Source organism: Sphingomonas humi (assembly GCF_039536725.1).
GTDB lineage: Bacteria > Pseudomonadota > Alphaproteobacteria > Sphingomonadales > Sphingomonadaceae > Sphingomicrobium > Sphingomicrobium humi.
The window spans coordinates 176,042-202,009 of the sequence record NZ_BAAAZD010000001.1 but is presented as its reverse complement, the minus strand read 5'-3'; the positions used below and the strand labels follow the sequence as shown (position 1 = coordinate 202,009).

The window sequence follows — 25,968 nt, the reverse complement described above, 5'->3', positions numbered from 1 at the left end:
TGGCTTCGCTTCGAGCTGGGACACCTGTGCGTCGCCGTATGAGCAGCGATCATCCTGCCGACGGACCAGTTAACCAGAAACAGTCCCACACGGGCACAGTTCGAACTGGCGACTCCTTCAAAACTTAAAGAAGGTTTAATTCTTGCCGCAAGTTCAATGACCTTGCGGAGACCTTCTTTAATGTCGAGTAGAGCTACCAGGCTCCGTTCTGCGACGATCGGCCTTAGCGGTCTGATCGCGGGAATGATGACTGCGCTCATGCTCGCCGCGCTGAAGCCGAACGGCTTCGATCTCGGGCAGTTCGCCTCTGCGAGCAGCCTGCTCGCCCTGCTCGACGCCCGGTCGCCCGGCGAGCGTTCCGGTGGCGCTCTCGCCCAGACCAAGAACAAGCCTCATCGCGCCGAGACGCCGACCGAGCGGACGGCCCGGAACGTGACTCCGCCGACCCCAGCGCTGGAGGAGTTCGCAAAGGTCGTCATCCCGGCCGAACCGGTGCCGTTCGTGGTGGATGCAACGCCGCCGGACACGCTCCCCTTTACCCTTCCCCCGGTGGGCACGACGTCGATCGGCGGTAGCAGTTCGGGGCAGGTCACGTCCTTCGCGCCGCAGATCGGTGGATCCTCCGTTCCAATCCGTAGCGCGGTTCCCGAGCCGGGGACCTGGCTGATGATGCTGATGGGCTTTGGAATGGTGGGAACCGCCATGTCGCGCCAGCGCCGGCGGTCCACCAAGGCCATGGCCTGAGGCCGCCGATGCGCTGGATGACCATCGCCATGCTTGCGGCCGTTGGTGGTTGCCTCGTCGTCCACCAGTCGATCGCCGGCGCGTGGGTGGGAAGCGGAGCCAATCCCGTTTCCGCTGCCCAGGCGAGCGGAGCACACACGCCGAAGCAATCTCCCTTTCGCATCTATCTCGACCGTGCGCAGCGTTACGAGGCTGCGGCCACGGGTCGGTTCCGGCAAGTCCCCTTGTCCCTCCTCCGGGTCGATCGGCGGCTGCATTATGGCGAGTTCGTCTGGAATGACGCTGGCATTCCCGAAGGTCCCATCATCATCTGGGTCGATCTCAGCACGCAGTTGATGAGCGTCCTGCGCGGCGGACACGAGATCGGGACCGCCGTCGTGCTCTATGGCGAAGACGGCAAGGACACTCCGCTGGGGAGCTTCCCGATCCGCTGGAAGGGGCGCGATCATCGATCGAGCCTGTACGACGCGCCAATGCCCTTCACGCTCCGCCTGACCGACGACGGCGTCGCGATCCACGGCAGCAATGTCCGCTGGGGCGCGGCGACGCATGGATGCGTGGGCATCCCGACCGAATTTGCGAACCGCCTGTTCGAACAGGCCCAAGTTGGCGATGTCGTCACCATCGTGCGCAGTGGGCCTGATCGCCCTCGCCCTGATGTCTTGCAGTCGCAGTAAGGGCGCGATCGTCACCGGACCGGCAGGTTTTAGCCTTATCGTAAGATATTGCGCTGATTAACCAGCCTATTCCGGCCACGAGGAACAAGTCAGCATGAACGCGTTTCGGGAACAGGTCCTAGGGGGTAGGCAGGTCGAGGTCGCGCTTCTGCGCGTCAAGCCGCGGCCGTCCCAGCCTTCGGTCCCGAAGGAGCCAAGCAGTCTGACCGCGGTTCCCGTCGCGCGTGAGGTTTCGCGGCAGGTCAATCAGCGCGCGGGGGACCGTCACCCGGTCGGTGAGGCCGTGAACGTCGTCCAGATCGGACGCGGTCACCAGTGCAAGCTCGTCAACCTGTCCAGCAGCGGCGCGATGATCGAGTGCCAGGAGCCGCTTCAGCTGTGGGACCAGGTGGAATTGCAACTCGGCCCCAGCAGCCGGGTGGAAGCGGTCGTCCGGTGGATCAAGGGTGACCGCTACGGGATGGAGTTTGCTCACGAAACGACGCTCGAAGCATCGGACGAAGAGCTTTCCGAAACCCTGCGCCTGGTGATTGCGCGATCATTCCCGGAACTGCAGCGATCGGCGGATGCGGAGACCGAGCAGACCTCGGAAGAAGCGTCGGCCAGCGACCGGTCAGACGAGGAAGACGGCCGGGCAAAGGTCCGCGAAGAGCGCGGCGTTCGTCACCCGCTGATCTGGACCGGGCTCATCCACTACAATCACGACACGTGGCCGGTGCGGCTGCGCAACATCTCGGTGAACGGCGCGCTGATCGAGGCGTCGGTGGACCTGACGGTCGGGACCGAGCTGCTGCTCGATCTCAGTGAGGCCGGAACGGTGTTCGCGAGCGTGGTCTGGTCCGGCGGGAACATCGCCGGGCTGCAGTTCGAGGGCGCCTTCGATCTTCGCCAGCTCGCCGAAGCCCGGCCCGAGGTAGTGAGCCAGAAATGGGTCGCGCCCACCTACCTTCGCGAGGCGACCGACGAGAGTGGGCCGTGGGACCAGCGCTGGGGCCGGCGCGATCTTCCGGTGCTTAGCCGCGACCTGCAATAGGCAGCTGCTCGGCTGAGGCCGGTATCGATCAGTAAACGCGTGCCTTAGGCTTGATGTAGCCAATCTCGTCGGTGAGCGTGTAATCGTGCACCGGGCGATAATCGATCGCGACGCTGCCGCCCTTGCCGCCCCAGCCATCGAACCAGGCGATGGTGTGCTTCATCCACTCGCCGTCGTTCCGGTCGGGAAAGTCCTCGTGCATGTGGGCGCCGCGGCTTTCCTTGCGATTGGCGGCGCTGTGCATGGTGATAACGGCCTGGCCGAGCATGTTGTCGAGTTCGAGCGTCTCGACGAGGTCGGTGTTCCAGATCAGGCTGCGGTCACTGACCTTCACGTCGCCAAGCCCGCGGTAGATGGCGTCGATCTTGCCGACGCCTTCATCGAGCGTGCGTTCGGTCCGGAACACGGCGCAGTCAGCCTGCATGGTCCGCTGCATGTCGTTGCGCAGCTTGGCCGTCGGCGTGCTTCCGTCGGCGTTGCGGAAATGATCGAGACGCGAAAGCGCAAGGTCGGCGCTGTCCTGCGGCAGGAGCTTCTGCGCGGCGCTGGGCTTGAGGATTTCGCCCAGACGAAGGCCCGCGGCGCGGCCGAACACGACGAGGTCGATCAGGCTGTTGGAGCCGAGGCGGTTGGCGCCGTGGACCGACACGCAGGCCGCTTCGCCGACCGCGAACAGGCCGGGGACGACGCTGTCGGGCTCGCCGTTCTTCAGAGTCACGACTTCGCCGTGATAATTGGTCGGGATACCACCCATGTTGTAGTGGACGGTAGGCGTGACCGGGATCGGTTCGCGGGTCATGTCGACGCCGGCGAAGATCTTGGCGGTCTCGGTGATGCCGGGGAGGCGCTCGGCCAGGATTTTGGGATCGATATGGTCGAGGTGAAGGAAGATGTGATCCTTCTCCTTGCCGACACCGCGGCCTTCACGGATCTCCATCGCCATCGAGCGTGACACGACGTCGCGGCTTGCTAGGTCCTTGGCCGACGGGGCGTAGCGCTCCATGAAGCGCTCACCGGCGGAATTGGTGAGGTAGCCGCCTTCGCCGCGCGCGCCTTCGGTGATGAGGACGCCGGCGCCGTAAATGCCGGTCGGGTGGAACTGGACGAATTCCATGTCCTGCAACGGAAGTCCGGCGCGGAGCACCATCGCGTTGCCGTCGCCGGTGCAGGTGTGCGCCGAGGTTGCCGAGAAATAGCAGCGGCCGTAACCGCCGGTTGCCAGTACCACCGCCTGCGCGCGGAAGCGGTGGATCGAGCCATCTTCCATGCACAAGGCCATCAGGCCGCGGCATTCGCCGTCGACCATGATCAGGTCGAGCGCGAAATATTCGACGAAGAAGTCGGCGTCGTAGCGCAGGCTCTGCTGATAAAGTGTGTGCAGCATCGCATGGCCGGTACGGTCGGCGGCGGCGCAGGTGCGCTGCGCGGCCGGGCCTTCACCCATGTTCTGGGTCATGCCGCCGAACGCGCGCTGGTAGATCTTGCCTTCGTCGGTGCGGCTGAAGGGCAGGCCCGCATGCTCGAGCTCGTAGACCGCCGCCGGGGCTTCGCGGCAGAGATATTCGATCGCGTCCTGGTCGCCCAGCCAGTCGGAGCCCTTCACGGTGTCGTACATGTGCCAGGTCCAATGGTCCGGACCCATGTTGCCGAGGCTGGCGGCGATCCCGCCCTGTGCCGCGACGGTATGGCTTCGCGTCGGGAAGACCTTGGTGACGCAGGCGGTCTTCAGGCCCTTTTCGGCCGCGCCCATGGTGGCGCGCAGGCCCGCACCGCCGGCACCGACGACGACGACGTCATAGACATGATCGATGATCTTGTAGGCGGCACTCATTTCAGGATCAGGCTCCGAACGCGATACGGGCGAGGGCGTAGAGGGCGAGGGCCCCGGCACCGACATGGAGGAAAAGGCTGACGAAGTGCCAGGTCATCCGGCCGCCTTCATCGCCCTGATAATCGTCGACGATCACCTTCACGCCTTCGAGGCTGTGCTCGAAGCTCAAGTAGGTGAACAAGGCCATCGGCACGAAGCCGAGCGGGCTCGCCAGCCAGGCCTTGAGCGTCGCGGGCTGGAGGTCGGGGAGCAGCAGCAACGAGACCAGGAACCAGGTGCCGAGCAGGAGCAGGGCAGCGCTCGACACGCGTTCCTTGATCCAGTGCTCGCCTCCGTGGCCGGCCGAGCCGAGCCCGCGCACGCGGCCGAGCGCGGTCTTGCCGTCGGCAACCGCGCTGCGATCGTGCTTACCCATCTGCTTCGGACCAGTCATGCGCCCTTCCCCAGGAGAACGGCCCAGAACAGGGCGGTCAGGAGGACCGAACCGATCATGGTCATGTAGGCCATGGTCTTGTTGGTCCGCAGTTCAAAACCGGCGCCGACGTCCATTACGAGGTGGCGGACGCCGGACAGGGCGTGCTGGAAGAAGCTCCAGGTCAGGGCGACGAGGCCGAGCAGGATCAGCGGCACGGGGCCGAGCTTCCAGCCGAGGAAGCCGGTGAAGGTCTCCCACGACTGGGCCGATCCGGACAGCGCCAGCAGGAACCAGGTCAGCAGAAACAGGCCGCCGATGCTGAGCGCCATGCCGGTGCCGCGGTGAAGGATCGAGACCAGCATGTGCGGGCCCCAGCGCCAGATGGTGAGGTGGGGCGACAAGGGCCTTGCAGTATTACGCGCCATGAGACCGTCCGAATGCTCCGGCAGAAGGGTCGAGGGATATGCCGGTCCACCTAGGCCGCAGGCGCGCGCGAGGCAAGGCGGTCCAAAGTCGGCAGGACGGCGGCAGTCTAACCCGCTCTTAACCAATCGCGGCTAGGCACAACGCCAAGAGTAATGCCCTTGCAGTCAGGAGCGATTGACGTCGATGCCAGCTTCCGAAGTCAGCCATAAGCGCCGCCTGCGCGCCTTTGATCATAGCGGCGATCTGCCGGAGCGGGCCGAGCGCTTGTGGAACGAGCTTGGCCAGCCGCACGAGATGCGGCTCGCCCGAGCGTTCTGGAGCGCTTACCGCCAATGTGCCGATGCGCGCGGCGGGTTCGACGATGCCAAGCTGGAAGCGCTGTCGAAGCGGATCCTGCCTTACATGCGCGACAAATATCTGCGGATCGGCGACACGGCGTGGGTCAAGACCGCACGCGAATATGTCGAATCGGCGATGGCCTCGAAGGTGTCGCTGACCACGCTGCTGGCGGGCCTCAGCGGGGCGATGCAGGAACTGACGGGCATCGTCCGCGAGACGGTCGCCGATCCGGCAGAGCGCGCCGCCGCGTCGAAGACCGCGCATGAGATGATCATGATCGAGACCGATGTGTTCGTCGCCCATGCGATCCATTGGCAGGAGCAGGCGCACGACCAGGAGCGCCAGGCCAAGGCGGAGGAATTCAACAGCCGGGTGGTCGCGTCGGTCGCGCGCGCCAGCAGCGATAGCGACATGCTTCGCAATCAGGCGAGCCAGACCGCTGCGGCGGCCCGCGGAATGCTCGGCAAGACCAGCGAAGTGGCGGCGGCGGCCGAGCAGTCGGCGGTGGCGATGCGCGAAGCGGCGCATACCGCGGCCGGGCTGATCCGCGCGATCGAGGACGCCCGTTCGGAAGTTGAGATCGCGGCGGGCGTGGCCAGCCGTGCAGGCGATCAGGCGAGCCAGGCCGTGAAGATCAGCCAGGCATTGTCGACCCATGTCGAAGCGATCGAATCGATTCTCGGCCTGATCCGCGACATCGCCGGCCAGACCAACCTACTGGCGCTGAACGCGACCATCGAAGCGGCCCGGGCCGGGGACGCGGGCCGCGGCTTTGCGGTCGTAGCGCAGGAAGTGAAGAGCCTCGCCAGCCAGACCGCGCGGGCGACCGACGACATCACCGCCAAGATCAGCGCGATCACCGCGGCGACCAAGCAGACGGTCGAAGCCAACAGCTCGATCCAGGGCACGGTCGAAGAAGTGGAAAGCTCCGCCGACCGCATCCGACAGGCGATGGAGCTGCAGGCGCAGACGGTGACCATGATCACCGCGGCCGTCGACGAGACCGCGCTGGCGGCCGATTCGATGAGCTCGACCATCGCCGCGATCCGCTCCGACACCGAGAATGTCGCTCGCGACATCGACGGGGTGGAGCAGGGCTTCGACCGCTTCTCCGAGCAGATCGGCCAGTTCCGCCAGGCAACCGCGGAGTTCATCTCCAAGGTCGCCTGACGCCTGTTCGCCGTTGCGGGCGCCGCCGCGAGGTGACACAGCGGCGTCTATGAAGATCCTCATCACCGGCGCGAGCCGGGGCATCGGCAAGGCCGCTGCCGACGCGCTCACTGCCGCCGGACACCAAGTGATCGGCACCTCCACCCGTGGCGGGGAGGGGCTGATCGCCGCTGACTTCGCCGACCCCGCCGCTGCGGCAGCCTGCTGGGCCGAAGCGATCCGCCGGGTCGGCCGGATCGATGCGCTGGTCAACAATGCTGGGGTGTTCGAAGGCATCGCCGACGACGCCCTCGAGGCCGAGTGGCAGGCAACCTGGGCGCGGACGATGCAGATCAACCTGCAGGCCGCTGCCGATCTCAGCCGCCTCGCCATCGCGCATTTCAGGGACAATGGCGGCGGGCGGATCGTCAACGTCGCGAGCCGCGCCGGCTATCGAGGGGATTCGCCGCAGCACTGGCATTATGCCGCATCCAAGGGCGCGATGGTCGCCGTCACCAAGACGATCGCGCGGGGCTATGCGCGCGAAAACATCCTCGCTTATGCGGTCACGCCGGGCTTCACGGTAACCGAGATGACTGAGGAATATCTCGCCAGCCGCGGCGGCGAGAAGATCCTCGCCGACATTCCGCTGGGACGGGTCGCCAGCGCCGCCGAGGTGGGCGAGACCATCCGCTGGCTGGCCACAGAGGCTCCCGCCAGCGCCACTGGATCCGTGATCGACGTCAACGGGGCAAGCTATGTCCGCTAGCCTGATCGCGCTGGCGCTCGCTGCGCAACAGGTCGTGATCCCTTTTGGCGGCGGCAAGCCGGTCGAGCGCGTGCGTGCGCCGATCGCCGTGTCGGGGCCTGCCTTCGCCCGCGCCTGCGAGGGCAAGGACGGGTGGGACGATCCGGCGCCGCCGGTGCGTATCCATGGCAACAGCTATTATGTCGGAACCTGCGGGATCAGCGCGATCCTGATCGCCGGACGCGAAGGGCATATCCTGATCGATTCCGGAACCGAGGCGGGGGCGGAACTGATCGCGGCCAACATCCGCGCGCTTGGCTTCCGGCTGTCGGACGTCACCTGGATCACCCACAGCCACGAACATCACGACCATGTCGGCGGGCTTGCCCGGGTGCAGCAACTGACCGGCGGCCAGATCGCGGCCTCGGTCAATGCAGCCCCGGTGCTGCGGAGTGGAACGGCAGCGGCTGCCGATCCGCAATTCGGAAGCCTTCCCAAGATGGCGCCGGTGGCGATCGCGCGGACGCTCAAGGACGGCGACACGTTGCGCCTCGGGCCGATCCAGCTGACGGCGCTGGAAACCCCGGGGCATACCAAGGGCGCGCTGAGCTGGTGGTGGGTAAGCTGCGACGGCGGCGTCTGCCGCACCCTCGTCTATGCCGACAGCATGAGCCCGGTCAGCAGCGACACCTATCGGTTCACTGACCATCCGGAGGTGGTCGCGGATTTCCGCAGGAGCATCGCCAGGGTTGCGGCGCTGGAATGCGACATTTTGCTGACTCCGCATCCGTCGGCCAGCAACATGAGCGCGCGGTTCGCCGGCAAGGCGGCGCTGTTCGATTCCGCCGGCTGCCGCACCTATGCGGCGGCGAAGACCAAGCAGCTCGACGAGCGGCTGGCCAAGGAGGCTGCGGGCAAATGAGCTGGCGCGTCACGCTCGCGTGCAACCGGGCCGAAGGCGAGGCGGTGGGCGCGATGGACGATCCCTTTCCGGATCATCCGTCGCCGCCGGTGATCGTCGCCGACGAACCCGACGAGCATTGCCCCGACGACTGGCGCATCCATGCCTATTTCGAGGGGGAGCCGACTGCGGCCGACCTTGCGGTGCTGCAGGGCCTCGCAAGCGGCGAGCCTGTGGTCGAGCTATTGGCCGACGAGGATTGGGTCACCGTCAGCCAGGCCGGGCTCGAGCCGATTCGCGCCGGGCGTTTCTTCGTCCACACCCCCGCGCACGCGGCACGGGAGGGGGCAATCAATTTCCTTATCGACGCGGGCCTGGCGTTCGGGACCGGGCATCACCACACGACGCGCGGCTGCCTCGATGCGCTGGACCGGCTGGCGGTTGGCGGGCGGCGCTTCGGCAATGTCGCGGACATCGGCACGGGAACCGGGCTGCTCGCCTTCGCGGCGCTGGCGCTGTGGCCGGAAGCGCGGGCGATCGCGACCGACATCGACCCGATCAGCATCGACGTCACCGCAGACAATGCGCGGGCGAACGGGGTGACGATCGGCGAGGGTGCCGGCGCGCTGGCGCTGGCGGTGGCCGACGGGATGGACCATCCCGCACTTGCCGAGCGGGCCCCGTTCGACCTGCTGATCGCCAATATCCTGGCCGGGCCCCTGATCGAGCTGGCCCCAGCCTTCAGCGTTGCCGTGGAGACGGGCGGCATGCTGCTGCTGTCCGGGCTGCTGGATACGCAGGCGGAGGCGGTCGCCGATGCCTATCAAACGAAGGGCTGCCGGCTGGTCGATGCCGGCAGTGGCGAGTGGCGGGTGCTGACGCTGGAGCGAAGCGCCTAGCGCGACGCGTAGCGCGGGGCGAGCGCGTCGAGGCGCGGCTTCACCGAGGCCCAGGTTTCGGCCGAACACTTCAGCGAATCGGTCGGCTCGGCCACCGAGAAGCGACGCGCGTCACACAGGTCGGAGACCGCAAAGGCGACCCGCTTGTGAAGCGCGGCGCGGCCTTCGGGCGTGCCGAGTTGCAGGTCGGCATAGGAGACGATGCGGCTGCTGTCGGTGAGCGCGACGTTGGCCTGCACCACCAGCGTGTCGGCCGGCTCGGCGAGGGCGGGAGCCGCCGTCGTCAGCAGGGAAGCAGCCAGGACAAATGCGCGCATCACCGTCTCCTCGGATTTCTATGTCATCGCTAAGAAACCATAATGTAACAAAGCTGTAAAGTTTCCGCATGCCGGGCACGGCTTTTGATTCTTCGCTGTGGCGAAGACGCTGCAAATGCGTTGCGTGCCAGGGCGAGCAGCCGGCGCCCTAGGCGTCGGCGACGATCCGCGCCCATTCGGCCTCGTCCACGACTCGAATGCCGAGTTCCCCGGCCTTCTTGAGCTTGGACCCGGCACCGGGACCGGCGACGACAAGGTCGGTCTTGGCGCTGACCGAGCCAGCGGCGCGGGCGCCGAGGCGTTCGGCCTGGGCCTTGGCCTCGTCGCGGCTCATCGTCTCGAGGCTGCCGGTGAAGACGATAGTTTTGCCGCTCCATTCGGTCTGGCGCGCTTGGCTGACGAAGGGCGCCGGGCTGGCGAGTTCGAGGAGTGCGGCGACTTCTTCTCGGTTGTGGGGCTCGTGGAAGAAATCGTGCACCGCCTCGGCGACGACCGGGCCAACACCCTCGACCGCGGAAAGTTCGGCGATGCCATTCTCGCCCTCGGCGGCGGCTTGGAGTGCCTCGATGGTTCCGAAGCATTTCAGGAGGTCTCGGGCGGTGACGATGCCGACGTGGCGGATGCCGAGGCCGAACAGCAGGCGAGCACTGTCGAAGCCCCGGCGTGAGCGGATCGCGGCAATGAGGTTGTCGACGCTTCGTTCCTTCCAGCCCTCACGGCCGAGGATCTGCTCGCGCGTCAGGCGGAAGATGTCGGAGGGCTTGTCGAGGAAGCCGGCGTCGGCGAATTCGACGATGGTCTTTTCTCCCAGCCCCTCGATGTCCATCGCGCCGCGGCTGACGAAATGCTTGAGGCGCTCGAGGTTCTGAGCGGGGCAGATGAGCCCGCCGGTGCAGCGAATGTCGACCTCACCTTCCTCGGCGACGGCTTCGGAGCCGCAGGCGGGGCAGTGGTCGGGGTAGATGAAGGCGGGCCGGTCCACGTCGCGGGTGAGGTTTTCGACCACCTGCGGGATGACGTCGCCGGCGCGCTGGATGCGGACGCGGTCGCCTGTCCGAAGGCCCAGCCGCGCGATCTCGTCGCGGTTGTGGAGGGTGACGTTGCTGACGATCACGCCGCCGACGCCGACGGGGGTGAGCCGGCCGATGGGGGTAAGCTTGCCGGTGCGGCCGACCTGGATCTCGATCCGTTCGAGCGTGGTCTCGGCCTTCTCGGCCGGAAACTTGTGCGCGATCGCCCAGCGCGGGGCGCGGCCGACAAAGCCCAGGCGCTCCTGCCAGTCAAGGCGGTCGAGCTTGTAGACCACGCCGTCGATGTCGAACGGCAGGTCGGCGCGCGCATGCTCGATCGCGGCATAATGGGCGAGCGCGGCATCGGTGTCGGGGAACAGCTGCACCCGCTCGTCGACCGGGAAGCCGAGCGCGCGGAGGCGGTCGACGGCTTCGGCCTGCGTGGCGCCGAGCGGTTCCGACAATTCGCCCCAGCCGTGGGCGAGAAAGCGCAAGGGGCGCGCGGCGGTGACCGCGGGGTCCTTCTGACGAAGCGAGCCCGCGGCGCCGTTGCGGGGATTGGCGAAGGTCTTGCCGCCACTTGCCGCCTGGCGCTCGTTCAAGGCGGCGAAATCGGCCTTGGACATGTAGACCTCGCCGCGCACCTCCAGGATGTCGGGAGCGCCGTTGAGCTGCTGCGGGATGTCGGCGATCGTCCGGACGTTGGTGGTGACGTCCTCCCCCACCGCGCCGTCGCCGCGGGTGGCGGCGAGGACCAGCGTCCCGCCCTCATAGCGGAGCGAGCAGGACAGGCCGTCGATCTTGGGTTCGGCGGTCAGCGCAACGGGGGTGTCGTCAGTAAGGCTGAGGAAACGGCGGACGCGGCGGACGAAGTCGTGAACGTCCTCGGCGCTGAAGGCGTTTTCGAGGCTGAGCATCGGCCGCGCATGGGTGACCTTGGCGAGCGCGGTGGACGGCGCGGCGCCGACCTGAGCGTTGGGCGAATCGGCGCGGACGAGATGCGGGAAGTCGGCTTCGAGCTGATTGTTCTCGCGAACCAGCGCATCATAATCAGCGTCGCTGATCTCCGGTGCGTCCTGATCGTGGTAGAGCTTGTTGTGGCGGGCGATTTCCTTCGCCAGCTGGCGCAGGCGGCGGCCGGCTTCGGCTTCGGTCATGCCATCTCGCTCAGCAACGCCGCAATCTTGCCGACTGAGTTCATGTTGCGCGCGGTTCCCATCGCGAACACCGGGAGCGCGAGCTTGCTGCTGCCCATTCCCTCGCCATACGCAATGTAGAGCGCGCGGGGACCCAGCGCCATGCGCTCGTCGTTCACGTGCCGCGCCTCGTCCAGCATCGCCTGCGTCGGCGTCTGATCGATGACGTAGGCGACGACCCGGCTGCCATTCTCATCCGAGAACGGGTTCCGAGCGGCGAGCTCTGCCATCTCCTGGCCTGAGCGAACGAATACCGGCACGTCGCGGCCGAAGAAGGCGGCGACCTTGGCGGCGATCCGGTCCTGTACCTGGCGCTCGCTCTCGTCACTGGTGAAAAGAAGGTTGCCACTGGCGATGAAGGTGCGGACCTGCCCGAAGCCACATTCCTCGCCCATGCGCTTCAGGTCCGCCATCGGCAGCTTGCCCGTGCCCGCGACGTTCACCGCGCGGAGCAGCGCGACGTAAGCAGTCACCCGAACAGCTCGTCCAGATAATCGTGAAGCGCGGCCCAGCTGCGGCGGGCGGCGGCGGCATTGTAGTCGACGCCGGGTATATTGAGCGCGCCGACCTTGGGGTTGGTGAAGCCGTGACCGGTGTGGCCGTAGCCGTGGATCTGCCAGTCGGCGCCGCCGTCGGTCAGTTCCTTCGCCAGGGCGACGACCGCATCCGGCGGGACCATCGGGTCGTTCCAGCCGTGATAGGCGACGACCTTGGCCTTAATCGGCTGCGGCGGAAGGTCGGGAGCATCGAACAGGCCGTGGAAGCTCGCGACACCGGCGATATCCGCGCCCGAGCGGGCGAGGTCGAGGACGCAAAGGCCGCCGAAGCAATAGCCGATCGCCGCGATTTTCTGGGGATCGGTGCCGTCCTGCGCCTTGGCGAGGTCGACAATGTCGAGCATCCGGTCGCGTAAGGCTGCCCGGTCGGACTTGAGGCGGGTCATGTGGCCGAAAGCGGCGTCGCGCTGGTCGGGCCCGCTGTAGGTCGTGCCCCACAGGTCGGCGATCAGGCAGGCATAGCCGCGCCCGGCCATGTCGCGGGCGAACCCCTTTTCAAGGTCGCTGACGCCGGCAAAGGTCGGAACGATGATGACGGTGCCGCGCACCGCGCCGCCGGTACCGACATGGACGCTCTGCAGCTGCTCGCCGCGAAATTCGTGGGAGATCGTCCGTTCGCTCATGCTTGTCTTCCTCAGCCGCCGCCGCGGCGTTCGATGGTGGCGCCGACCGCGGAAAGCTTCTCTTCGAGGCGTTCGTAGCCGCGGTCGAGGTGGTAGACGCGCAGCACCTCGGTCTCGCCCTCGGCGGCGAGGCCGGCGATGATCAGGCTCATCGAGGCGCGAAGGTCGGTCGCCATGACCTTGGCGCCGGTCATGTGATCGACTCCGTGGACGATTGCCGAGCGGCCGCGCACGTCGATGTTGGCACCCATCCGGCGAAGCTCGGGCACGTGCATGTAGCGGTTCTCGAAGATGGTCTCCTCGAGGAAGCTTTCGCCCTTGGCGCGGCACAGCATAGCCATGAACTGCGCCTGCATGTCGGTCGCAAAGCCGGGGAAGGGAGCGGTCGACAGCGCTAGCGGCTTGAGCGGTCCGTCGGCGCTGACCTTCATTCCGCGGTCGTGGAATTCGACCATCAGGCCGGCTTGGGCCAGAGCATTGGTAGTCGCGTGCATATCCTCGGCGCGAACCCCGATCAGGTCGAGACTGCCGCCAGTGATACCCGCCGCGCAGGCGTAGCTGCCGGCTTCGATCCGGTCGGGCATGACGGCATAGGTGCAGCCGTTCAGTTTCTCGACGCCCTCGATCGAAATGTGCGGGCTGCCAGCTCCCTGGATCTGCGCACCCATCTTCTGGAGCAGCCGGCAGAGGTCGACGATCTCGGGCTCGCGCGCCGCATTGTAGAGGTTGGTCCGGCCCTTCGCGAGGACGGCGGCCATGACCGCATTTTCGGTCGCGCCGACCGAAACGACGGGGAAGGTGAAGTCGCCGCCTGGAATACGGCCGCCGCGCGGGGCGGTGGCACGGACGAAGCCGGCGGCCAGCTCGATCTGCGCGCCCATCGCTTCGAGGGCCTGGAGGTGGAGGTCGATCGGACGGTCGCCGATGGCGCAGCCGCCGGGGAGGGACACCGTGGCGTCGCCGGACCGGGCGAGCAGCGGGCCAAGCACCAGGATCGAGGCGCGCATCCGGCGCACCATGTCATAGGGCGCCGTGGTGGAGATGAGCTTCTTGGCCCGAAGCGTCATGCGCCGGCCGATCTCACCGGGCTGAAGCCCCTCGATCTTGGTCGAAACGCCAAGTTCGTTGAGGAGGTGGCCGAAGCTGTCGACGTCGGCGAGTCGCGGCAGGTTGCTGAGCGTCAGCTTCTCGTCAGTGAGAATCGCGCAGGGGAGAAGGGTCAGCGCGCTGTTCTTGGCGCCCGAGATGGGAATGGTGCCTTCGAGCCGCTTGCCGCCCTGGATGACGATGGAATCCATAAAGGCGCGTTTAGGGCTTCGTTGCGGGGGTGCAATCCCTGTCCCGCTGGTTCCTCCTCGGGAAGGCCGAGCCCGGGGAAACGTCTACCTGCAGGAGATGAAGTCCCTGCAGCCGCGCGCGCTGAAGGTCAGGCCTTCTCGAGGGTGCACTGGAGGGGGTGTTGGTTCTCGCGGGCGAAGTCGATGACTTGTGAGACCTTGGTCTCGGCGACTTCGTAGGTGAAGACGCCGCACACCCCGACGCCCTGCTGATGGACTTGGAGCATGACCCGGGTCGCATCTTCGATGCTCATCGAGAAGAATTGCTGCAGGCACAGGACGACGAACTCCATCGGAGTGTAATCGTCGTTAAGCATCAGCACCTTGTAGTTGCTGGGCTTGCGGGTCTTGGGACGGGTGCGGGTGACGACCCCGCGCTCGATCTCCTCCACGCCGTCGGACTTGCCGGGACGGTCGTCTTCGCCTGCCATGATGATGCGTTCGATCATTGTCCGCCTAGATAGTGGACGAGGAGCGGCATTGCCAAGGCGGGCAATGGGTCCATTCATCGCTGAAAATAAAGCGGCCGCCCCCAGGTACGCCTGGGAGCGGCCGCATGAATGCCTGACAGGAGGAGGAGTTATCAGGCAGTCAACTCGTTCAGCTTCTCGGCGTTGAGCGCAGCGCGGTTCGACAGCGGCTGGATCGCTTCACCGGCGAGCTTGACCGAAGCTTCGGTCAGCTGGCTGAGGCTGGCGACCATGCGGTCGAAGTTCTGCTTGGCGATCTCGCTCTGCAGCTGGAAGAATTCGGTCGGCGACGAGGCCTGGGCCAGCGTCTTGAACTCGGCGACGTTCTGCTCGAGGCCCTGACGGACGCGCTGCAGGGCGTCTTCACCGACAGTCTTTGCACCGCTGGCGGCAATCTTGCCGGCTTCGACGGCGGCGTCGACATTGGCGCGGGTCAGTTCGGCGAAATCCTCGGCGGTCTTGCGACCCTTCTCGATGACTTCCTGACCACGGCTGCCGGCGTCGGCAAACAGGGTCTGGAAACGGTCGGCGCCCGGAAGATTCGCGAACGGCTGGAAGCTGGTGAAGCTGGTCGGATCGAAGTTCATGACATTTTCCTTGGGCTGGAACGCGGCGGCCGTATCGGCGCTGACGTCCTGAGTGGCGGCGGCAGCGGCCTTGCGGCCCCGCGGCGCGTTGGTGGTACCGGCGGCCTTGCGGGCACGCGGCTTGCGCTCGGTCTTCACCCGGCGCGCGTTGACCTTCTTGACCGCTTCGACGACGGAGGCCTCGACGGGCTCGGCAGTCTCGGCAGCGGCAGTGAAGGTTTCGTCGTTCACGTTGTCGGTCATAAGTCTTTCCTTGTTGCAGTGCACAATATAGTGCGGTGCACAACAAATCAAGGGCTTTCTTCGCAGTTGCAGCATTGACGCTGAAGCCCTCACCGGGGCAAGTGCGCGCATGGACCTTTACCAGCGCACCCGCCGCGGCCTGCTGATCGTGCTGTCGTCACCGTCAGGCGCGGGCAAGTCGACGATCAGCCGGATGCTGATGGAGGACGACCCCACCATCACCATGTCGATCAGCGCCACCACCCGCCCGATGCGGGAAGGCGAGGTCGCGGACGTCGACTATCATTTCGTCGACGAAGCCCAGTTCGAACAATTGATCGAGACCGATGAGCTGGCAGAATGGGCCTATGTCTTCGGACACCGCTACGGCAGCCCCAAGGAGCCGATCAAGGAAGCGCTGAAGGCCGGCCGCGACACCTTGTTCGATATCGACTGGCAGGGGACTCAGCAGCTCGAATATGCGTTCCGCACGGATCTGGTAAAGATCTTCATCCTGCCGCCGTCGATGGTCGAATTGCAGCGGCGCCTCGAAGGGCGTGGGACCGACGAACTGTCGGTGATCGATTTCCGCATGAAGCGCGCCGCGGCCGAGATCGGGCATTGGGCCGAATATGACTATGTGCTCATCAACGACGATGTCGAGCGCTGCGCCGAGAAGGTGAAGGCGATCGTGGAGGCTGAACGGCTACGCCGCGAGCGGCAGCCCTACCTGCTCAATTTCGTCCGGCACCTGGTCGAGAAGCCCAACTAGGCGGCGTCGGGCAGTAGCGAGAGGAAGCAGGCGCCGGAGCGGAAATCAGCCTCGCGCAGGGCAAGCGTTTTCTCCGCCTCTTCGTCCGCGCCCCATTGTTCCAGCTGCCAGCGCTCATCGAGGCTGACCGCGCTCCAGGCCTGGTCGACGCTGGTCGCGCCCTCGAGGAGGGCGAGGCCGACCACCAGCGATCCTCCGATTGTGATCAAAGGTGACAGGGCGGCAAGGCGGAACGGGTCCTGCGCGTGGACGGCCTGGGTCAGGCGCTCGATCGTCTCGCGCGGTTGGTCGACCGGCGCGATGCCCTGGGTGACGCGAAAGTCGATATCGAAGCGGCGCCGAGCCCATTGCAGCAGCGGATCCCACGCCGCCGCCTGGACCGCGATCAGCTTGTCGGGCGAATCGGCGCGGTAGCAGAGGAGGTCGCTGACGGCGTAGCGGGCGAGACTGTCGGCGAAGGCGGCGGGATCGGGCTGGACATGGTCGACCGCGGCATTGGCGAGGCCGGTCAGCGGCATCGCGCGCGGATCGACCGTCTCTCCGGCCGACTGCCATTCGGCGGCGGCGGCGGCGGCGAGCTCCGCCCCGGGCAGGAGCAGCATCGCCCGGGCAGGGGTGCGGAGCGGACGGCCATCGAGTTCGATGCGCCACCGTCCGTCGTCGGCCGCGACAGCTTCGGCCTGCTTCCAGAAACGCTTCACCTGGAGTCCGTCTTTTCCCACCGCTGGCGAAGCAGCACGGGGCCGAGCAATGCTTCGACCAGCCCGCAGCCGACCACCACCATGCCGAGCCCAAGTGCGCCGCCGGGCCGGAGCAGGTCACTGAAGATGATCGCCATGCCGACCAGGAACATGATCAGGCCCGAAAGGCGCATCAGGGCGAAGATGCCGAACCGCTTGCGCCAGAGTTCCTCGTCAGGAGTCATGCTTCGGCGCTCACCAGTTGTTCGGCCTGGTCAAGGACGTCGGCGGGCGCGCGGGCAAGCGTGTCGGCGCCCGCCGCGCGCAATTCGTCGGCGTCATGATAGCCCCACAGGGCGCCGATCGCGTGGCAGCCGGCGGACTTGGCCATGCCCATGTCCCAGCCGGTGTCGCCGATCACCACCGAACGCTCCGCCGTCGCGCCGCATTCGGCAAGCGCCTGGAGCGCCATCGACGGATGCGGCTTGGAGGGGTGGCGGTCGGCGGTCTGGAGCGACAGGAAGCGGGCATGAAGGCCGTGCGAGGTCAGGCAGTGCCTGAGGCCGCGATCCGATTTGCCGGTGGCAACTGCGAGCAGCCAGCCGCGTTCCTCCAGCGCATCGAGCAGCGGCAGGATGCCGTCGAACAGCGGTTCTTCGACCTGGCGCTGGCCGCGCAGGGTGACGAAAGCGTCCTTGTAAGTATCTGCCATGCGCTGGTGGAGGTCGGCGTCGCGGGTCGGCGCAAGTTCGGCCATCGCTTCGACCAGGGACAGGCCGATCACGCGCTGCGCCTGTTGGCGGGGCGGCAGTTCAAGGCCATGCTCGGCGAAGGCGAGGCCGAGCGCGCGGTGGATGGTGCCGCCCGAATCGACCAGCGTCCCGTCGCAGTCGAAGATGGCACAGCGGATCACCGGCCGCGGCCCTTGGGCGGACCCTTGGCGCGGGTCCCCTTAGGGGGCGGCGGGGTCGATCCGCGGCCGCGCCGTTCGCCCTTGCGCTCCTTGCGGGCGGTCTTCGCCGCCGCTGCTTGGCGGCGCGCCCGGACCTCGGGGCTCTTGGCTGGATCGGGCCGGTCCAGCGGCATGTTGTCGCCGTCGCGCGGCTCAAAGCCGAGGGTAGCGAGCGATTCGGCGATGTGGGCGGGAAGCTCGGCGGAAACGTCGATCTCCTTGCCGCCCGGCGCGTCGATCTTGAGCCGGCGGGCATGAAGGTGGAGCTTGCGGCTGACCCCGCCGGTCAAAAAGGCTTCGGCACCGCCATATTTGGCATCGCCGACGATCGGATGGCCAAGGTGGGCCATGTGCGCGCGCAGCTGATGCGTACGGCCGGTGAGCGGCTGCAATTCGACAAAGGCGGCGCGGGTGCCGGCGCGGTCGATCACCCGGAAGCGGGTGCGAGCCGGCTGACCGTCCTCGGCGACATGCATCTTCTCGCCCCCGGTGCCGGGCTGCTTGGCGAGTGAAGCATCGATCAGCCCTTCGTCTTGGCTGAGGTCGCCGACCACGATCGCCCAATAGACCTTGCGCGCGGTGCGCCCCGAAAAGCTCTTGGAAAAATAGGCCGCGCTGCGGGCCGAGCGGGCTACCAGCAGGACGCCGCTGGTATCCTTGTCGAGGCGGTGGACGAGCTTGGGCCGGTTGCCTTCCTCGTCCGCGAGCCCGTCGAGCAGGCGGTCGAGATGCTGGTCGGTCTTGGTCCCGCCCTGGGTGGCGAGGCCGGGGGGCTTGTTCAGGACAAAGGCATCGGGCGTCGCCTCGATCACCATTTCCTGGACGAAGCTTCGTTCGTCGTCGGTCAGCGGTTCGAGCACGCGCTGCGGCCGGGCGGTGCGGACGGGCTGCGCATCGCGCGGGGGGATGCGGATCGTCTGACCGGCGAGGATCCGGTCGCCCGGCGTGGCTTTTTCGCCGTTGACGCGAAGCTGCCCGGTACGCGCCCAGCGCGAGACGAGATTAAAGCTGACTTCCTCGCCCATGTGGCGCTTGAACCAGCGGTCGAGCCGGATGCCGTCGTCGTCCGCGGCGACGGTAAAGGTGCGGGGCTCAGTGGACATGGACCGCGCCCTAGCCCGTGCCGAGCGACTTCGCAAAACGCAGCGACGTGCGCTGGTAGCCGAGGTGCTCGTAGAAACGGTGCGCCGGGGCCAGGCGATCGTTGCTGGTGACCTCGACCAGGGTGCAGCCGCGGCCGGCGAGCAGGCGCTCGGCTTCCTCCACCAGCGCGCGCCCAAGCCCGCCGCCGCGATGCTTTTCCGCGACAACGAGAATGGTGATTCGCCCGACCGGTGCCGTGCGGTGCGGGTGGACCGTCGCCTGGACCCCGCATGCGCCGACCAGCGTCTTGCCTTGAGCGGCAACGACCAGCCGGTCGCCCACTTTGGCCATCTTCGCGAGATTGGCGGCGATCTGCGCGGGTTCGATCCTGTGGTCGAGGAGGGCGAACAGTCCCGCGAGCTGGGCGGCATCGGCCTTGGTCGCTGCGCGGATGGCGGGGGGCGGCGGCACGGGTGGCGGTGGCTTGGGTTTCGCCGCCTTGGGCCGGCCGCCGGCAGCGCGCAGGCTTTTCTTCCAGTCGCCGGTCTCGACGCCGCGCAGATATTCCTCGATTTCCGACGCGGACGCGCGAAGGGCGCGCTTGCCGCGGACGCCGAAGACGGGCTGGTCTTGCTGGTCGGCGAGGCCGTAGCAGCCGAAGCCCGGCTTGCCCGGCGTGCGGACCCTGGAGCGCAAGAGCTTCAGGCCGCGATTGCGGGCCATGTCGGAAAGCCGGTCGCCTTCCTCGCTCACAGCGTGTCGAGGAAGTGGAGGACGAGGCCGACGAAGCCGCCGACCAGGGTGCCGTTGATGCGGATATACTGAAGGTCGCGACCGACGGCGGATTCTAGCCGCTCGGTGACGGTGCGGGCGTCCCAGCCGCGGATGGTGTCGCTGACCAGGCTGACGATCGATCCGCCATAGCTTGCGGCCATGCCCGCGGCGGCACGGCGGACGAACTGGTTCACCGCATTGCGGATGCGCGGATCCCCCTCCAGCGTGGTGCCGGCCGATCGCAGCACTTCGCCCATCCGCCCGGCCAGCGCCGCGTCGGGGTTGCGCGCGGCGGCGATGATCGAGGCGCGACCCTTCTGCCACAGACGATCGAGCCACTGGGCAACCGACCGGTTGGCAAGCAACTCTTCCTTCCAGGCTTCGACCCGTGCACGTGTTTCGGGCTTGTGCTGGAGATCGTCGGCCAGCGCCGTAAGCGCTTCGACCATCTTGGCGCGCATCGGATGATCGGGGTCGGTGCTGACTTCCAGCGTCAGTTTGCGCAGGCCATCGACGATGGCGTCGGCAAGCTTCTCGTCGAGGGCGGCGAGGCGCAGCACCCAGCTGGCACGGCGCTTCACCATATCGCGGATCAGCGACTCATTGGCGTCGAGCGCGCGGGAGAGAGCGCGGATCGCCGCTTCGAGCATCGGGACGTGGCGATTGTCCTCGATCGCCGAGGCAAGGGCGGCGCCGAGGAGGGGGGAGACCTCGGTCTTTGCAATCCGCTGGGAAATGGCGCCCTTGACGATGCCGCCCAGCCGTTCGTCGTCTAGACTTTCAAACAGGTCGGCGATCAGGCGGGAGGCGCCGCGGCGGATGCGGGTGCCTTCGCCCGACGGCGCGCGAAGGAAGCGGCCGGCAGCGGCGGCGACATCGATCCCCCGCATCCTCCGCGCGACCACCCGGGCGACCAGGAAATTGTCGCGGATGAAGCTGGCGAGGGTGAGGCCGATCCGGTCCTTGTTGCGCGGAATGATCGCCGTGTGCGGGATCGGCAGGCCGAGCGGGTGGCGGAACAGGGCGGTCACCGCGAACCAGTCGGCAAGCCCGCCGACCATCGCCGCTTCGGCAAACGCCTTGACGAGGCCCAGCCACGGATAGCGCGGCTCCAGCGCCCGGGTGACGACGAAGATGGCCGCCATGACCACCAGCAGGCCGGTCGCGACAACCTTCATGCCCTGGGCACCGGGCTGGACCGGATTGAAACGGGAAAGCGCTACCATGGCCTACATAACGTCATTGCGGGCAAAGCGAAGCAATCCACGGCGCAACCCATGAAATGCTTCGCCCTGGCTCGCAATGCCGAGGCCTCGAAAATTACTCCGCCGGCTGCGGCAAGAAGCCCGGCGCGCGCGGTTCTTCCACCGCATCGGGGATTTCGTGCGCGGTCGCCCGCAGGTGCCGGCCGAACTTGCGGCCGATCCACGCCTCGATGTCGATCGCGATGCTGAAATAGGCTGGGACCAGCAGCAGGGTGAGGAAGGTCGACAGCAGCAGGCCGCCGATCACCGTCACGCCCATCGGCGCGCGCCAGCTGCCGTCGCCGGTCAGGCTGAGCGCGATCGGGATCATGCCCGCGACCATCGCGACCGTGGTCATGACGATCGGCTGCGCGCGCTTGTGTCCCGCTTCGACGATGGCTTCATATTTGGTCATGCCGTGGTCCATCATCTCGACCGCGAAATCGACCAGCAGGATCGAGTTCTTGGCGACGATGCCGAACAGCATCAGCAGGCCGATGAAGACCGGGAGGCTGAGCGGCTGGCCGACGATGTGGAGCGCGATCACCGCGCCAAGCGGCGCCAGCAGCAGCGAGCCGAGGTTGACCAGCGGGGCAAGGAAGCGGCGGTAGAGCAGCACCAGCACCGCGAACACGAGACTGATGCCCGCGATCACCGCGAGGATGAAGTTCTGGACGAGTTCGCCCTGCCACTTCTGGTCGCCCAGCGTCAGGCGCTGCACGCCCGCCGGCAGGTTCTTCATCGTCGGCAGCTGCTCGATTTGCTTCCAGGCGACGCTGCTGACCGTTCCGGGGGTAAGGTCGGCGCCAACCGCGATGCGGTACATCTGGTTGGTTCGGTTCACGACCACGGGGCCCGACCCGAAGGTGAGCTCCGCCACCGACTTCAGCGGGACCGAGCCGCCGCTCGTCGTCGGCACGGGCAGGTTCTCGAGCGTTGCGATGTCACGCCGCTCCGACTTGTCGAGGCTGACGATGATCGGGACCTGGCGGTCGGACAGCGAGAAGCGCGCGCTGTTCTGGTCGATGTCGCCGATGGTCGCGATGCGGATGGTCTGGGCCAAAGCCTGGGTGCTGACGCCAAGATCGGCGGCAAGATCGAAGCGCGGCTTGATCCGGATTTCGGGACGGACGACGTCGCCGGCGACGCGCGGCGCGACGAGCACGGGGATGGTGCCCATCTCCTCGTTCAGCTGGTTGGCGACCTGCGTCAGCTTGACCGGGTCCTCGCCGCCGAGGAAAAGGGTGATCGCCCGTCCGCCGCCGCCGGGACCGCCCGAATTCTGGTTGAGGAAGTTGACGCGGGCGTCTGGAATGGACGCAAGCTGCGGCCCGATGTCGCGCTCAATCTCCGGGCTCTTCTTCACGCGGTCCTTTTTGTAGACCACGTTGACGAAGGCGGTCGACGTGAAGCTGCGCTGGAAGACGTTCTGCACGTTCGGGTTCTTGAGGACGATGTCGGTGACCTTCTGGGTCACGACCTTGGTCTGGTCGAGCGTAGCGCCCGGCGCGAGGCCGACCCGGATGGTGCTGTTCGGCTGGTCGGTTTCGGGCTGGAAGGTCATCGGCAGCATGCTGATTCCAAAGCCGGTGGCGGCAAGGATCAGGAAGCCGACGCCGACCATCCACAGCCGGTGATCGCGCAGGCGGGCGAGGCGGCGGCCGGCGAAGCCACGCGCTTCGGCCTTGGCGGCCTTGGCCTTGCTGTCGTCGATGGTCCAGCGGAGCGTCGACAGGTAGCGCTGCATCCACTTGCCCGACGCATGCTCCTGTATCCCGCCGCTGCGCAGGAAATAGGCCGCCATCAGCGGGGTGATCATGCGCGCGACGAGCAAGCTCATGAAGACCGCGAGGACGACAGTGTAGCCGAAGTTGCGGAAGAACTGGCCCGAGATGCCGGGCATGAGTGCCACGGGCAGGAACACCGCGACGATCGACATGGTGGTAGCAAGCACCGCCAGCCCGATCTCGTCCGCCGCGTCAATAGAGGCCTGGTAGGCGCTCTTGCCCATCCGCATGTGGCGAACGATGTTTTCGATCTCCACGATCGCGTCGTCGACCAGCACGCCCGCCACCAGCGCGAGCGCCAGCAGCGAGAGGAAATTGAGGTTGATGGACATGAGGTCCATGAACCAGAAGGCCGGGATCGCCGAGAGCGGAATGGCGACCGCCGAGATGACCGTGGCGCGGACGTCGCGGAGGAACAGGAACACGACCAGCACCGCCAGCACCGCGCCCTCGATCAGCGCGTGCATCGAGCTCGAATACTGGCCCTTGGTGTAGTCGACGCTGTTGTTGATCTCGGTGAACTTGATGCGCGGATCGTCCTTCTCGATCTTGCGCAATTCCTTCCACGTATTGTCATAAGCAGTGACGTCCGACGCACCCTTGGCGCGCGAGACGTTGAAGCTGACCACGGGCCGCCCTTCGAGCGAGGTGAACGAGCGCGGTTCGGCCGAGGAATCGCGCACCTGCGCAATGTCGCCGAGGCGGACGAAGCGGCCGCCGGGAAGCGCGATCTGCGTGTCGGCGAGCGCGGCTGCGCTCTTGGCATTGCCGAGAACGCGGACGGTCTGTTCGGAACCCGCGATCTCGGCCCGGCCGCCCGGCGCATCGACGTTAATGGCGCGCAGCTGCTGGTTGACCTGCGCGGCGGTGATGCCCTGCGCCTGAAGCGCTGCAGGATCGAGGATGACGCGGATCTGCCGTTCGACTCCGCCCTCGCGGCTGACCTGCGCGACGCCCGGCTGGGCGAGGAGCCGGCGCGACACCACGCTGTCGACATACCAGCTGAGGTCCTCGAGGTTCATGTCGGTCGCTTCGACCGCGATGAACACGAAGCCGTTGCCGCCGATGTTCACGCGGGAAACCTGCGGTTCCAGGATGCCATCGGGAAGGTCGCCGCGGATCTGGTCGATCGCCGCCTTGATGTCGTTGACGGCGCGATCGGTCGGGGTGCCGATCTTGAACTGGATGAAGGTGTTGCTGTTGCCTTCGCGAACGTCCGAATTGATCTCGTCGACGCCATCGACGCCGCGCACCGCGGCTTCGACCTTCTGAGTTACCTGATTGACCATCTCCGACGGAGCCGCCCCCGGCTGGGAGATCACTACATTGGCAGCCGGAAAATCGATATCCGGATTGTTGGTGATCTCCATCGTCGCAAACGAGTAGATGCCCGTCAGCAGCAGTGCGATGAAGAGCACGATCGGCGGCACCGGGTTGCGGATGCACCAAGCCGAAATGTTCCGGAAACTCATGACCTTGACTGCCCTTCGCTGCGCTTAGTTCGCGGCTGCCTGACGCTTGGGATTGACCTTCTGGCCCGGGTTCAGGAACGGCCCGGCCGACAGCACCACGGCTTCCTGGCCGGTCAGGCCGGAAAGGATGGTGGCGCCGCTTTCATCGACGGTGCCGACCTTGACGTTGCGCCGCTCGGCCTCGTTCTTCTCGTTGACGATATAAACGTAATTGCCGTCATTGTCGGACAGCACCGCGCTCTGCGGGAGGAGCGGCGCGGTGGTCGCACCAGTCGAGATGCGCGCTTCGGCGAACCCGCCCGGACGGATGCCCGACGAATAGGGGATGGCGATCCGCACTTCACCCTGGCGCGACTGCGGGTCGATGACGGGCGACACCTGCCACACCGAACCGGAAACGTTGGACGTGCTGCCGATCGGGGTGACGCTGGCCGGCATGCCGACACGGATGGCGGCAAGGTCTTGCTGGCTGAGCTGCGCGCGCATTTCCATCTCGCCGCCACGGGCGAGGCGGAACAGGCTCTGGCTGCCGGCGCCGATCACCTGGCCGACCTCGAGGTTGCGCTGGAGGATCAAACCGGCGCTGGGCGCACGGATATCGAGGAGGCCGATGCCCGCGCGGGTCGCGCCGAGCTGGGCCTGGGCGACGCGGACCTGAGCATTGGCCTGGTCGCGGGCCGCCTTCTTGCGATCGAGGTCGGCCTTGGACACGAAGCCTCGTCCGACGAGCGATGCCGAGCGGTCATATTCGTTCTGTGCGAGCGCGGCGTTGGCGCGGGCGGACTCGACCGCTGCGGCAAGCTGCGCGGTGGTCTGCACCTGGACCGAGCGGTCGACGGTCGCGAGGACTTGCCCGGCGCGGACCCAGGTCCCGGCATCGACCAGCACGGCCGTCACGCGGCCACCCTGGCCGGCGGCGCCGATCGGCTGGTCGCGGCGGGCAGCAAGCGCGCCGCTGGCGGTGATGATCCGCGCCACTTGGCTGCGGCCCGGAACGATCACGGTCACGGTCGGAGCCTGTCCGCCGCCTGCGCCGCGCCCGCCCGAAGCACCCTTGGCGGCACCCGCTGCTGCGGGCTGGTCGCCGGCCGGCGCATTCTGGCGATTGAAGAGAAACCATGCCGCGGCGAGGACGGCCACGCCGACCAGCACCGCGATGATCAGATTGCGACGGCGCCGGGCGCCATCGACCACCACAATCGTTTCATCCCGCTGCAGCCGGGTCTCGCGATTCATTCCTATCACCTTCTCGTCAGACGCGATCATTACGCCCATCCCGGCGCATTCGTGACGCCACAAGCTGTATTACACGCATAAGTCACTAGCCGCAACCCAAGGCTTTCCGTGGATCAACAGCAAGTCTCATTCGACCAACGGGCCGTTGCGGCATGTCGAAAGTTGTTTGCCCAAAGCCGCACATGGTTGGTAGCCTTGGATCAGATAAACGGGAGGAAATGAATGCTTGCAGACTATGGTTGGCTGAGCTGGATCATCATCGGCCTGGTTGCCGGAGCGATCGCGAAGGCGGTGATGCCGGGTAAGGATCCAGGCGGCTGCGTGGTGACCATATTACTGGGCATTGCGGGCGCGATGGTTGCCGGATTTCTCGGCAAGGCGCTCGGCTGGTACCGCGAACCGACTGACGGCGCAGGATTTCTCGCCGCGATCGTCGGCGCGGTGCTGATCCTGTTCATCTATCGTCTGGTGCTGAAACGGCGCTGAC

The 25,968-nt window shown here is 66.7% G+C and carries 27 protein-coding genes; 9 read left to right on the top strand and 18 right to left on the bottom strand.

Features of this window, described 5'->3' with window-relative positions; all coding sequences use genetic code 11:
• The first annotated feature begins 243 nt into the window (after nt 1-243).
• From ABD729_RS00875 to ABD729_RS00865, 3 genes are all read left to right on the top strand, one after another.
• A complete protein-coding gene (locus ABD729_RS00875; protein ID WP_344708272.1) occupies nt 244-744 on the top strand; it encodes a PEPxxWA-CTERM sorting domain-containing protein in 501 nt (166 codons plus the stop codon).
• 8 nt (nt 745-752) lie between these two features.
• Nucleotides 753-1,421, top strand: a complete 669-nt coding sequence (locus tag ABD729_RS00870; protein WP_344708271.1) for a L,D-transpeptidase family protein — start codon at nt 753-755, stop codon at nt 1,419-1,421.
• Nucleotides 1,422-1,515: 94 nt separating this feature from the next.
• Nucleotides 1,516-2,454, top strand: coding sequence for a PilZ domain-containing protein (locus tag ABD729_RS00865; RefSeq protein ID WP_344708270.1), 939 nt, complete (start codon nt 1,516-1,518; stop codon nt 2,452-2,454).
• Nucleotides 2,455-2,482: 28 nt separating this feature from the next.
• Here the strand turns inward: ABD729_RS00865 and sdhA are convergent, their stop codons facing one another.
• From sdhA to sdhC, 3 genes are read right to left on the bottom strand one after another with little or no spacing between them, the layout of a single operon-like run.
• The gene (gene sdhA, locus ABD729_RS00860) at nt 2,483-4,285 is read right to left on the bottom strand and encodes a succinate dehydrogenase flavoprotein subunit (protein ID WP_344708269.1); all 1,803 of its coding nucleotides are present in this window, start codon (nt 4,283-4,285) and stop codon (nt 2,483-2,485) included.
• 7 nt (nt 4,286-4,292) lie between these two features.
• Nucleotides 4,293-4,718, bottom strand: a complete 426-nt coding sequence (sdhD, locus tag ABD729_RS00855) for a succinate dehydrogenase, hydrophobic membrane anchor protein (protein ID WP_344708268.1) — start codon at nt 4,716-4,718, stop codon at nt 4,293-4,295.
• The gene (gene sdhC, locus ABD729_RS00850; RefSeq protein ID WP_344708267.1) at nt 4,715-5,125 is read right to left on the bottom strand and encodes a succinate dehydrogenase, cytochrome b556 subunit; all 411 of its coding nucleotides are present in this window, start codon (nt 5,123-5,125) and stop codon (nt 4,715-4,717) included. Before sdhC ends, sdhD begins: the two co-directional genes overlap by 4 nt.
• 184 nt (nt 5,126-5,309) lie before the next feature.
• Between sdhC and ABD729_RS00845 the strand changes: the two genes are divergently transcribed.
• The 4 genes from ABD729_RS00845 to ABD729_RS00830 are packed head-to-tail and all read left to right on the top strand — an operon-like array spanning nt 5,310 to nt 9,162.
• The gene (locus ABD729_RS00845; protein WP_344708266.1) at nt 5,310-6,635 is read left to right on the top strand and encodes a methyl-accepting chemotaxis protein; all 1,326 of its coding nucleotides are present in this window, start codon (nt 5,310-5,312) and stop codon (nt 6,633-6,635) included.
• 49 nt (nt 6,636-6,684) lie between these two features.
• The gene (locus tag ABD729_RS00840; RefSeq protein WP_344708265.1) at nt 6,685-7,383 is read left to right on the top strand and encodes an SDR family NAD(P)-dependent oxidoreductase; all 699 of its coding nucleotides are present in this window, start codon (nt 6,685-6,687) and stop codon (nt 7,381-7,383) included.
• Nucleotides 7,373-8,284, top strand: a complete 912-nt coding sequence (bla, locus tag ABD729_RS00835) for a subclass B3 metallo-beta-lactamase (protein WP_344708264.1) — start codon at nt 7,373-7,375, stop codon at nt 8,282-8,284. The genes ABD729_RS00840 and bla overlap by 11 nt, the downstream gene beginning before the upstream one ends.
• The gene (locus ABD729_RS00830; protein WP_344708263.1) at nt 8,281-9,162 is read left to right on the top strand and encodes a 50S ribosomal protein L11 methyltransferase; all 882 of its coding nucleotides are present in this window, start codon (nt 8,281-8,283) and stop codon (nt 9,160-9,162) included. The genes bla and ABD729_RS00830 overlap by 4 nt, the downstream gene beginning before the upstream one ends.
• Here ABD729_RS00830 and ABD729_RS00825 read toward each other — a convergent pair.
• The 7 genes from ABD729_RS00825 to ABD729_RS00795 all read right to left on the bottom strand — a co-directional run bounded on the left by ABD729_RS00825 (nt 9,159) and on the right by ABD729_RS00795 (nt 15,502).
• On the bottom strand, nt 9,159-9,479 hold the full coding sequence (locus tag ABD729_RS00825) for a UrcA family protein (protein WP_344708262.1): 321 nt from the start codon (nt 9,477-9,479) through the stop codon (nt 9,159-9,161). The genes ABD729_RS00830 and ABD729_RS00825 overlap by 4 nt on opposite strands.
• A 148-nt stretch (nt 9,480-9,627) precedes the next feature.
• Entirely contained in the window at nt 9,628-11,646 is a 2,019-nt protein-coding gene (ligA, locus tag ABD729_RS00820; RefSeq protein WP_344708261.1) for an NAD-dependent DNA ligase LigA, read from the bottom strand.
• Complete coding sequence (locus ABD729_RS00815) at nt 11,643-12,158, bottom strand: DUF1697 domain-containing protein (protein WP_344708260.1); 516 nt, start codon at nt 12,156-12,158, stop codon at nt 11,643-11,645. Before ABD729_RS00815 ends, ligA begins: the two co-directional genes overlap by 4 nt.
• Nucleotides 12,155-12,865, bottom strand: a complete 711-nt coding sequence (locus ABD729_RS00810) for a dienelactone hydrolase family protein (RefSeq protein WP_344708259.1) — start codon at nt 12,863-12,865, stop codon at nt 12,155-12,157. Before ABD729_RS00810 ends, ABD729_RS00815 begins: the two co-directional genes overlap by 4 nt.
• A gap of 11 nt (nt 12,866-12,876) precedes the next feature.
• On the bottom strand, nt 12,877-14,163 hold the full coding sequence (murA, locus tag ABD729_RS00805) for a UDP-N-acetylglucosamine 1-carboxyvinyltransferase (protein ID WP_344708258.1): 1,287 nt from the start codon (nt 14,161-14,163) through the stop codon (nt 12,877-12,879).
• Nucleotides 14,164-14,291: 128 nt separating this feature from the next.
• Complete coding sequence (clpS, locus tag ABD729_RS00800; RefSeq protein ID WP_344709605.1) at nt 14,292-14,633, bottom strand: ATP-dependent Clp protease adapter ClpS; 342 nt, start codon at nt 14,631-14,633, stop codon at nt 14,292-14,294.
• A gap of 152 nt (nt 14,634-14,785) precedes the next feature.
• A complete protein-coding gene (locus ABD729_RS00795) occupies nt 14,786-15,502 on the bottom strand; it encodes a phasin family protein (RefSeq protein ID WP_344708257.1) in 717 nt (238 codons plus the stop codon).
• A gap of 109 nt (nt 15,503-15,611) precedes the next feature.
• Between ABD729_RS00795 and gmk the strand changes: the two genes are divergently transcribed.
• Nucleotides 15,612-16,253 (top strand): guanylate kinase, encoded by a 642-nt coding sequence (gene gmk / locus ABD729_RS00790; protein WP_344708256.1) that lies wholly within the window; start codon nt 15,612-15,614, stop codon nt 16,251-16,253.
• On the opposite strand, the gene ABD729_RS00785 is transcribed toward gmk, so the two are convergent.
• The 8 genes from ABD729_RS00785 to ABD729_RS00750 all read right to left on the bottom strand — a co-directional run bounded on the left by ABD729_RS00785 (nt 16,250) and on the right by ABD729_RS00750 (nt 25,481).
• On the bottom strand, nt 16,250-16,954 hold the full coding sequence (locus ABD729_RS00785) for an ATP12 family chaperone protein (RefSeq protein ID WP_344708255.1): 705 nt from the start codon (nt 16,952-16,954) through the stop codon (nt 16,250-16,252). The genes gmk and ABD729_RS00785 overlap by 4 nt on opposite strands.
• Nucleotides 16,951-17,178: a hypothetical protein gene (locus tag ABD729_RS00780; protein WP_344708254.1), complete on the bottom strand. Its 228-nt coding sequence runs from the start codon at nt 17,176-17,178 to the stop codon at nt 16,951-16,953. The genes ABD729_RS00785 and ABD729_RS00780 overlap by 4 nt, the downstream gene beginning before the upstream one ends.
• Nucleotides 17,175-17,846: an HAD-IA family hydrolase gene (locus ABD729_RS00775; protein WP_425564805.1), complete on the bottom strand. Its 672-nt coding sequence runs from the start codon at nt 17,844-17,846 to the stop codon at nt 17,175-17,177. The genes ABD729_RS00780 and ABD729_RS00775 overlap by 4 nt, the downstream gene beginning before the upstream one ends.
• Nucleotides 17,843-18,988 (bottom strand): RluA family pseudouridine synthase, encoded by a 1,146-nt coding sequence (locus ABD729_RS00770; RefSeq protein ID WP_344708253.1) that lies wholly within the window; start codon nt 18,986-18,988, stop codon nt 17,843-17,845. Before ABD729_RS00770 ends, ABD729_RS00775 begins: the two co-directional genes overlap by 4 nt.
• A gap of 10 nt (nt 18,989-18,998) precedes the next feature.
• Entirely contained in the window at nt 18,999-19,721 is a 723-nt protein-coding gene (locus ABD729_RS00765; RefSeq protein WP_344708252.1) for a GNAT family N-acetyltransferase, read from the bottom strand.
• Nucleotides 19,718-20,968, bottom strand: coding sequence for a DUF445 domain-containing protein (locus ABD729_RS00760; protein ID WP_344708251.1), 1,251 nt, complete (start codon nt 20,966-20,968; stop codon nt 19,718-19,720). The genes ABD729_RS00765 and ABD729_RS00760 overlap by 4 nt, the downstream gene beginning before the upstream one ends.
• 94 nt (nt 20,969-21,062) lie before the next feature.
• Nucleotides 21,063-24,245, bottom strand: a complete 3,183-nt coding sequence (locus tag ABD729_RS00755) for an efflux RND transporter permease subunit (protein WP_344708250.1) — start codon at nt 24,243-24,245, stop codon at nt 21,063-21,065.
• A gap of 24 nt (nt 24,246-24,269) precedes the next feature.
• Complete coding sequence (locus ABD729_RS00750; RefSeq protein WP_344708249.1) at nt 24,270-25,481, bottom strand: efflux RND transporter periplasmic adaptor subunit; 1,212 nt, start codon at nt 25,479-25,481, stop codon at nt 24,270-24,272.
• Nucleotides 25,482-25,703: 222 nt separating this feature from the next.
• On the opposite strand from ABD729_RS00750, the gene ABD729_RS00745 reads away from it, so the two are divergent.
• Nucleotides 25,704-25,967, top strand: coding sequence for a GlsB/YeaQ/YmgE family stress response membrane protein (locus tag ABD729_RS00745; protein ID WP_344708248.1), 264 nt, complete (start codon nt 25,704-25,706; stop codon nt 25,965-25,967).
• The last annotated feature ends 1 nt before the right edge of the window (nt 25,968 follow it).

Excerpts from the sequence above, each read along its gene's own strand:
- ABD729_RS00875 (WP_344708272.1), top strand. The coding sequence starts at position 244 with ATGATGACTGCGCTCATGCTCGCCGCGCTGAAGCCGAACGGCTTCGAT.
- ABD729_RS00870 (WP_344708271.1), top strand. The coding sequence starts at position 753 with ATGCGCTGGATGACCATCGCCATGCTTGCGGCCGTTGGTGGTTGCCTC.
- ABD729_RS00865 (WP_344708270.1), top strand. The coding sequence starts at position 1,516 with ATGAACGCGTTTCGGGAACAGGTCCTAGGGGGTAGGCAGGTCGAGGTC.
- sdhA (WP_344708269.1), bottom strand. The coding sequence starts at position 4,285 with ATGAGTGCCGCCTACAAGATCATCGATCATGTCTATGACGTCGTCGTC.
- sdhD (WP_344708268.1), bottom strand. The coding sequence starts at position 4,718 with ATGACTGGTCCGAAGCAGATGGGTAAGCACGATCGCAGCGCGGTTGCC.
- sdhC (WP_344708267.1), bottom strand. The coding sequence starts at position 5,125 with ATGGCGCGTAATACTGCAAGGCCCTTGTCGCCCCACCTCACCATCTGG.
- ABD729_RS00845 (WP_344708266.1), top strand. The coding sequence starts at position 5,310 with ATGCCAGCTTCCGAAGTCAGCCATAAGCGCCGCCTGCGCGCCTTTGAT.
- ABD729_RS00840 (WP_344708265.1), top strand. The coding sequence starts at position 6,685 with ATGAAGATCCTCATCACCGGCGCGAGCCGGGGCATCGGCAAGGCCGCT.
- bla (WP_344708264.1), top strand. The coding sequence starts at position 7,373 with ATGTCCGCTAGCCTGATCGCGCTGGCGCTCGCTGCGCAACAGGTCGTG.
- ABD729_RS00830 (WP_344708263.1), top strand. The coding sequence starts at position 8,281 with ATGAGCTGGCGCGTCACGCTCGCGTGCAACCGGGCCGAAGGCGAGGCG.
- ABD729_RS00825 (WP_344708262.1), bottom strand. The coding sequence starts at position 9,479 with ATGCGCGCATTTGTCCTGGCTGCTTCCCTGCTGACGACGGCGGCTCCC.
- ligA (WP_344708261.1), bottom strand. The coding sequence starts at position 11,646 with ATGACCGAAGCCGAAGCCGGCCGCCGCCTGCGCCAGCTGGCGAAGGAA.
- ABD729_RS00810 (WP_344708259.1), bottom strand. The coding sequence starts at position 12,865 with ATGAGCGAACGGACGATCTCCCACGAATTTCGCGGCGAGCAGCTGCAG.
- murA (WP_344708258.1), bottom strand. The coding sequence starts at position 14,163 with ATGGATTCCATCGTCATCCAGGGCGGCAAGCGGCTCGAAGGCACCATT.
- clpS (WP_344709605.1), bottom strand. The coding sequence starts at position 14,633 with ATGGCAGGCGAAGACGACCGTCCCGGCAAGTCCGACGGCGTGGAGGAG.
- ABD729_RS00795 (WP_344708257.1), bottom strand. The coding sequence starts at position 15,502 with ATGACCGACAACGTGAACGACGAAACCTTCACTGCCGCTGCCGAGACT.
- gmk (WP_344708256.1), top strand. The coding sequence starts at position 15,612 with ATGGACCTTTACCAGCGCACCCGCCGCGGCCTGCTGATCGTGCTGTCG.
- ABD729_RS00780 (WP_344708254.1), bottom strand. The coding sequence starts at position 17,178 with ATGACTCCTGACGAGGAACTCTGGCGCAAGCGGTTCGGCATCTTCGCC.
- ABD729_RS00770 (WP_344708253.1), bottom strand. The coding sequence starts at position 18,988 with ATGTCCACTGAGCCCCGCACCTTTACCGTCGCCGCGGACGACGACGGC.
- ABD729_RS00760 (WP_344708251.1), bottom strand. The coding sequence starts at position 20,968 with ATGGTAGCGCTTTCCCGTTTCAATCCGGTCCAGCCCGGTGCCCAGGGC.
- ABD729_RS00755 (WP_344708250.1), bottom strand. The coding sequence starts at position 24,245 with ATGAGTTTCCGGAACATTTCGGCTTGGTGCATCCGCAACCCGGTGCCG.
- ABD729_RS00750 (WP_344708249.1), bottom strand. The coding sequence starts at position 25,481 with ATGAATCGCGAGACCCGGCTGCAGCGGGATGAAACGATTGTGGTGGTC.
- ABD729_RS00745 (WP_344708248.1), top strand. The coding sequence starts at position 25,704 with ATGCTTGCAGACTATGGTTGGCTGAGCTGGATCATCATCGGCCTGGTT.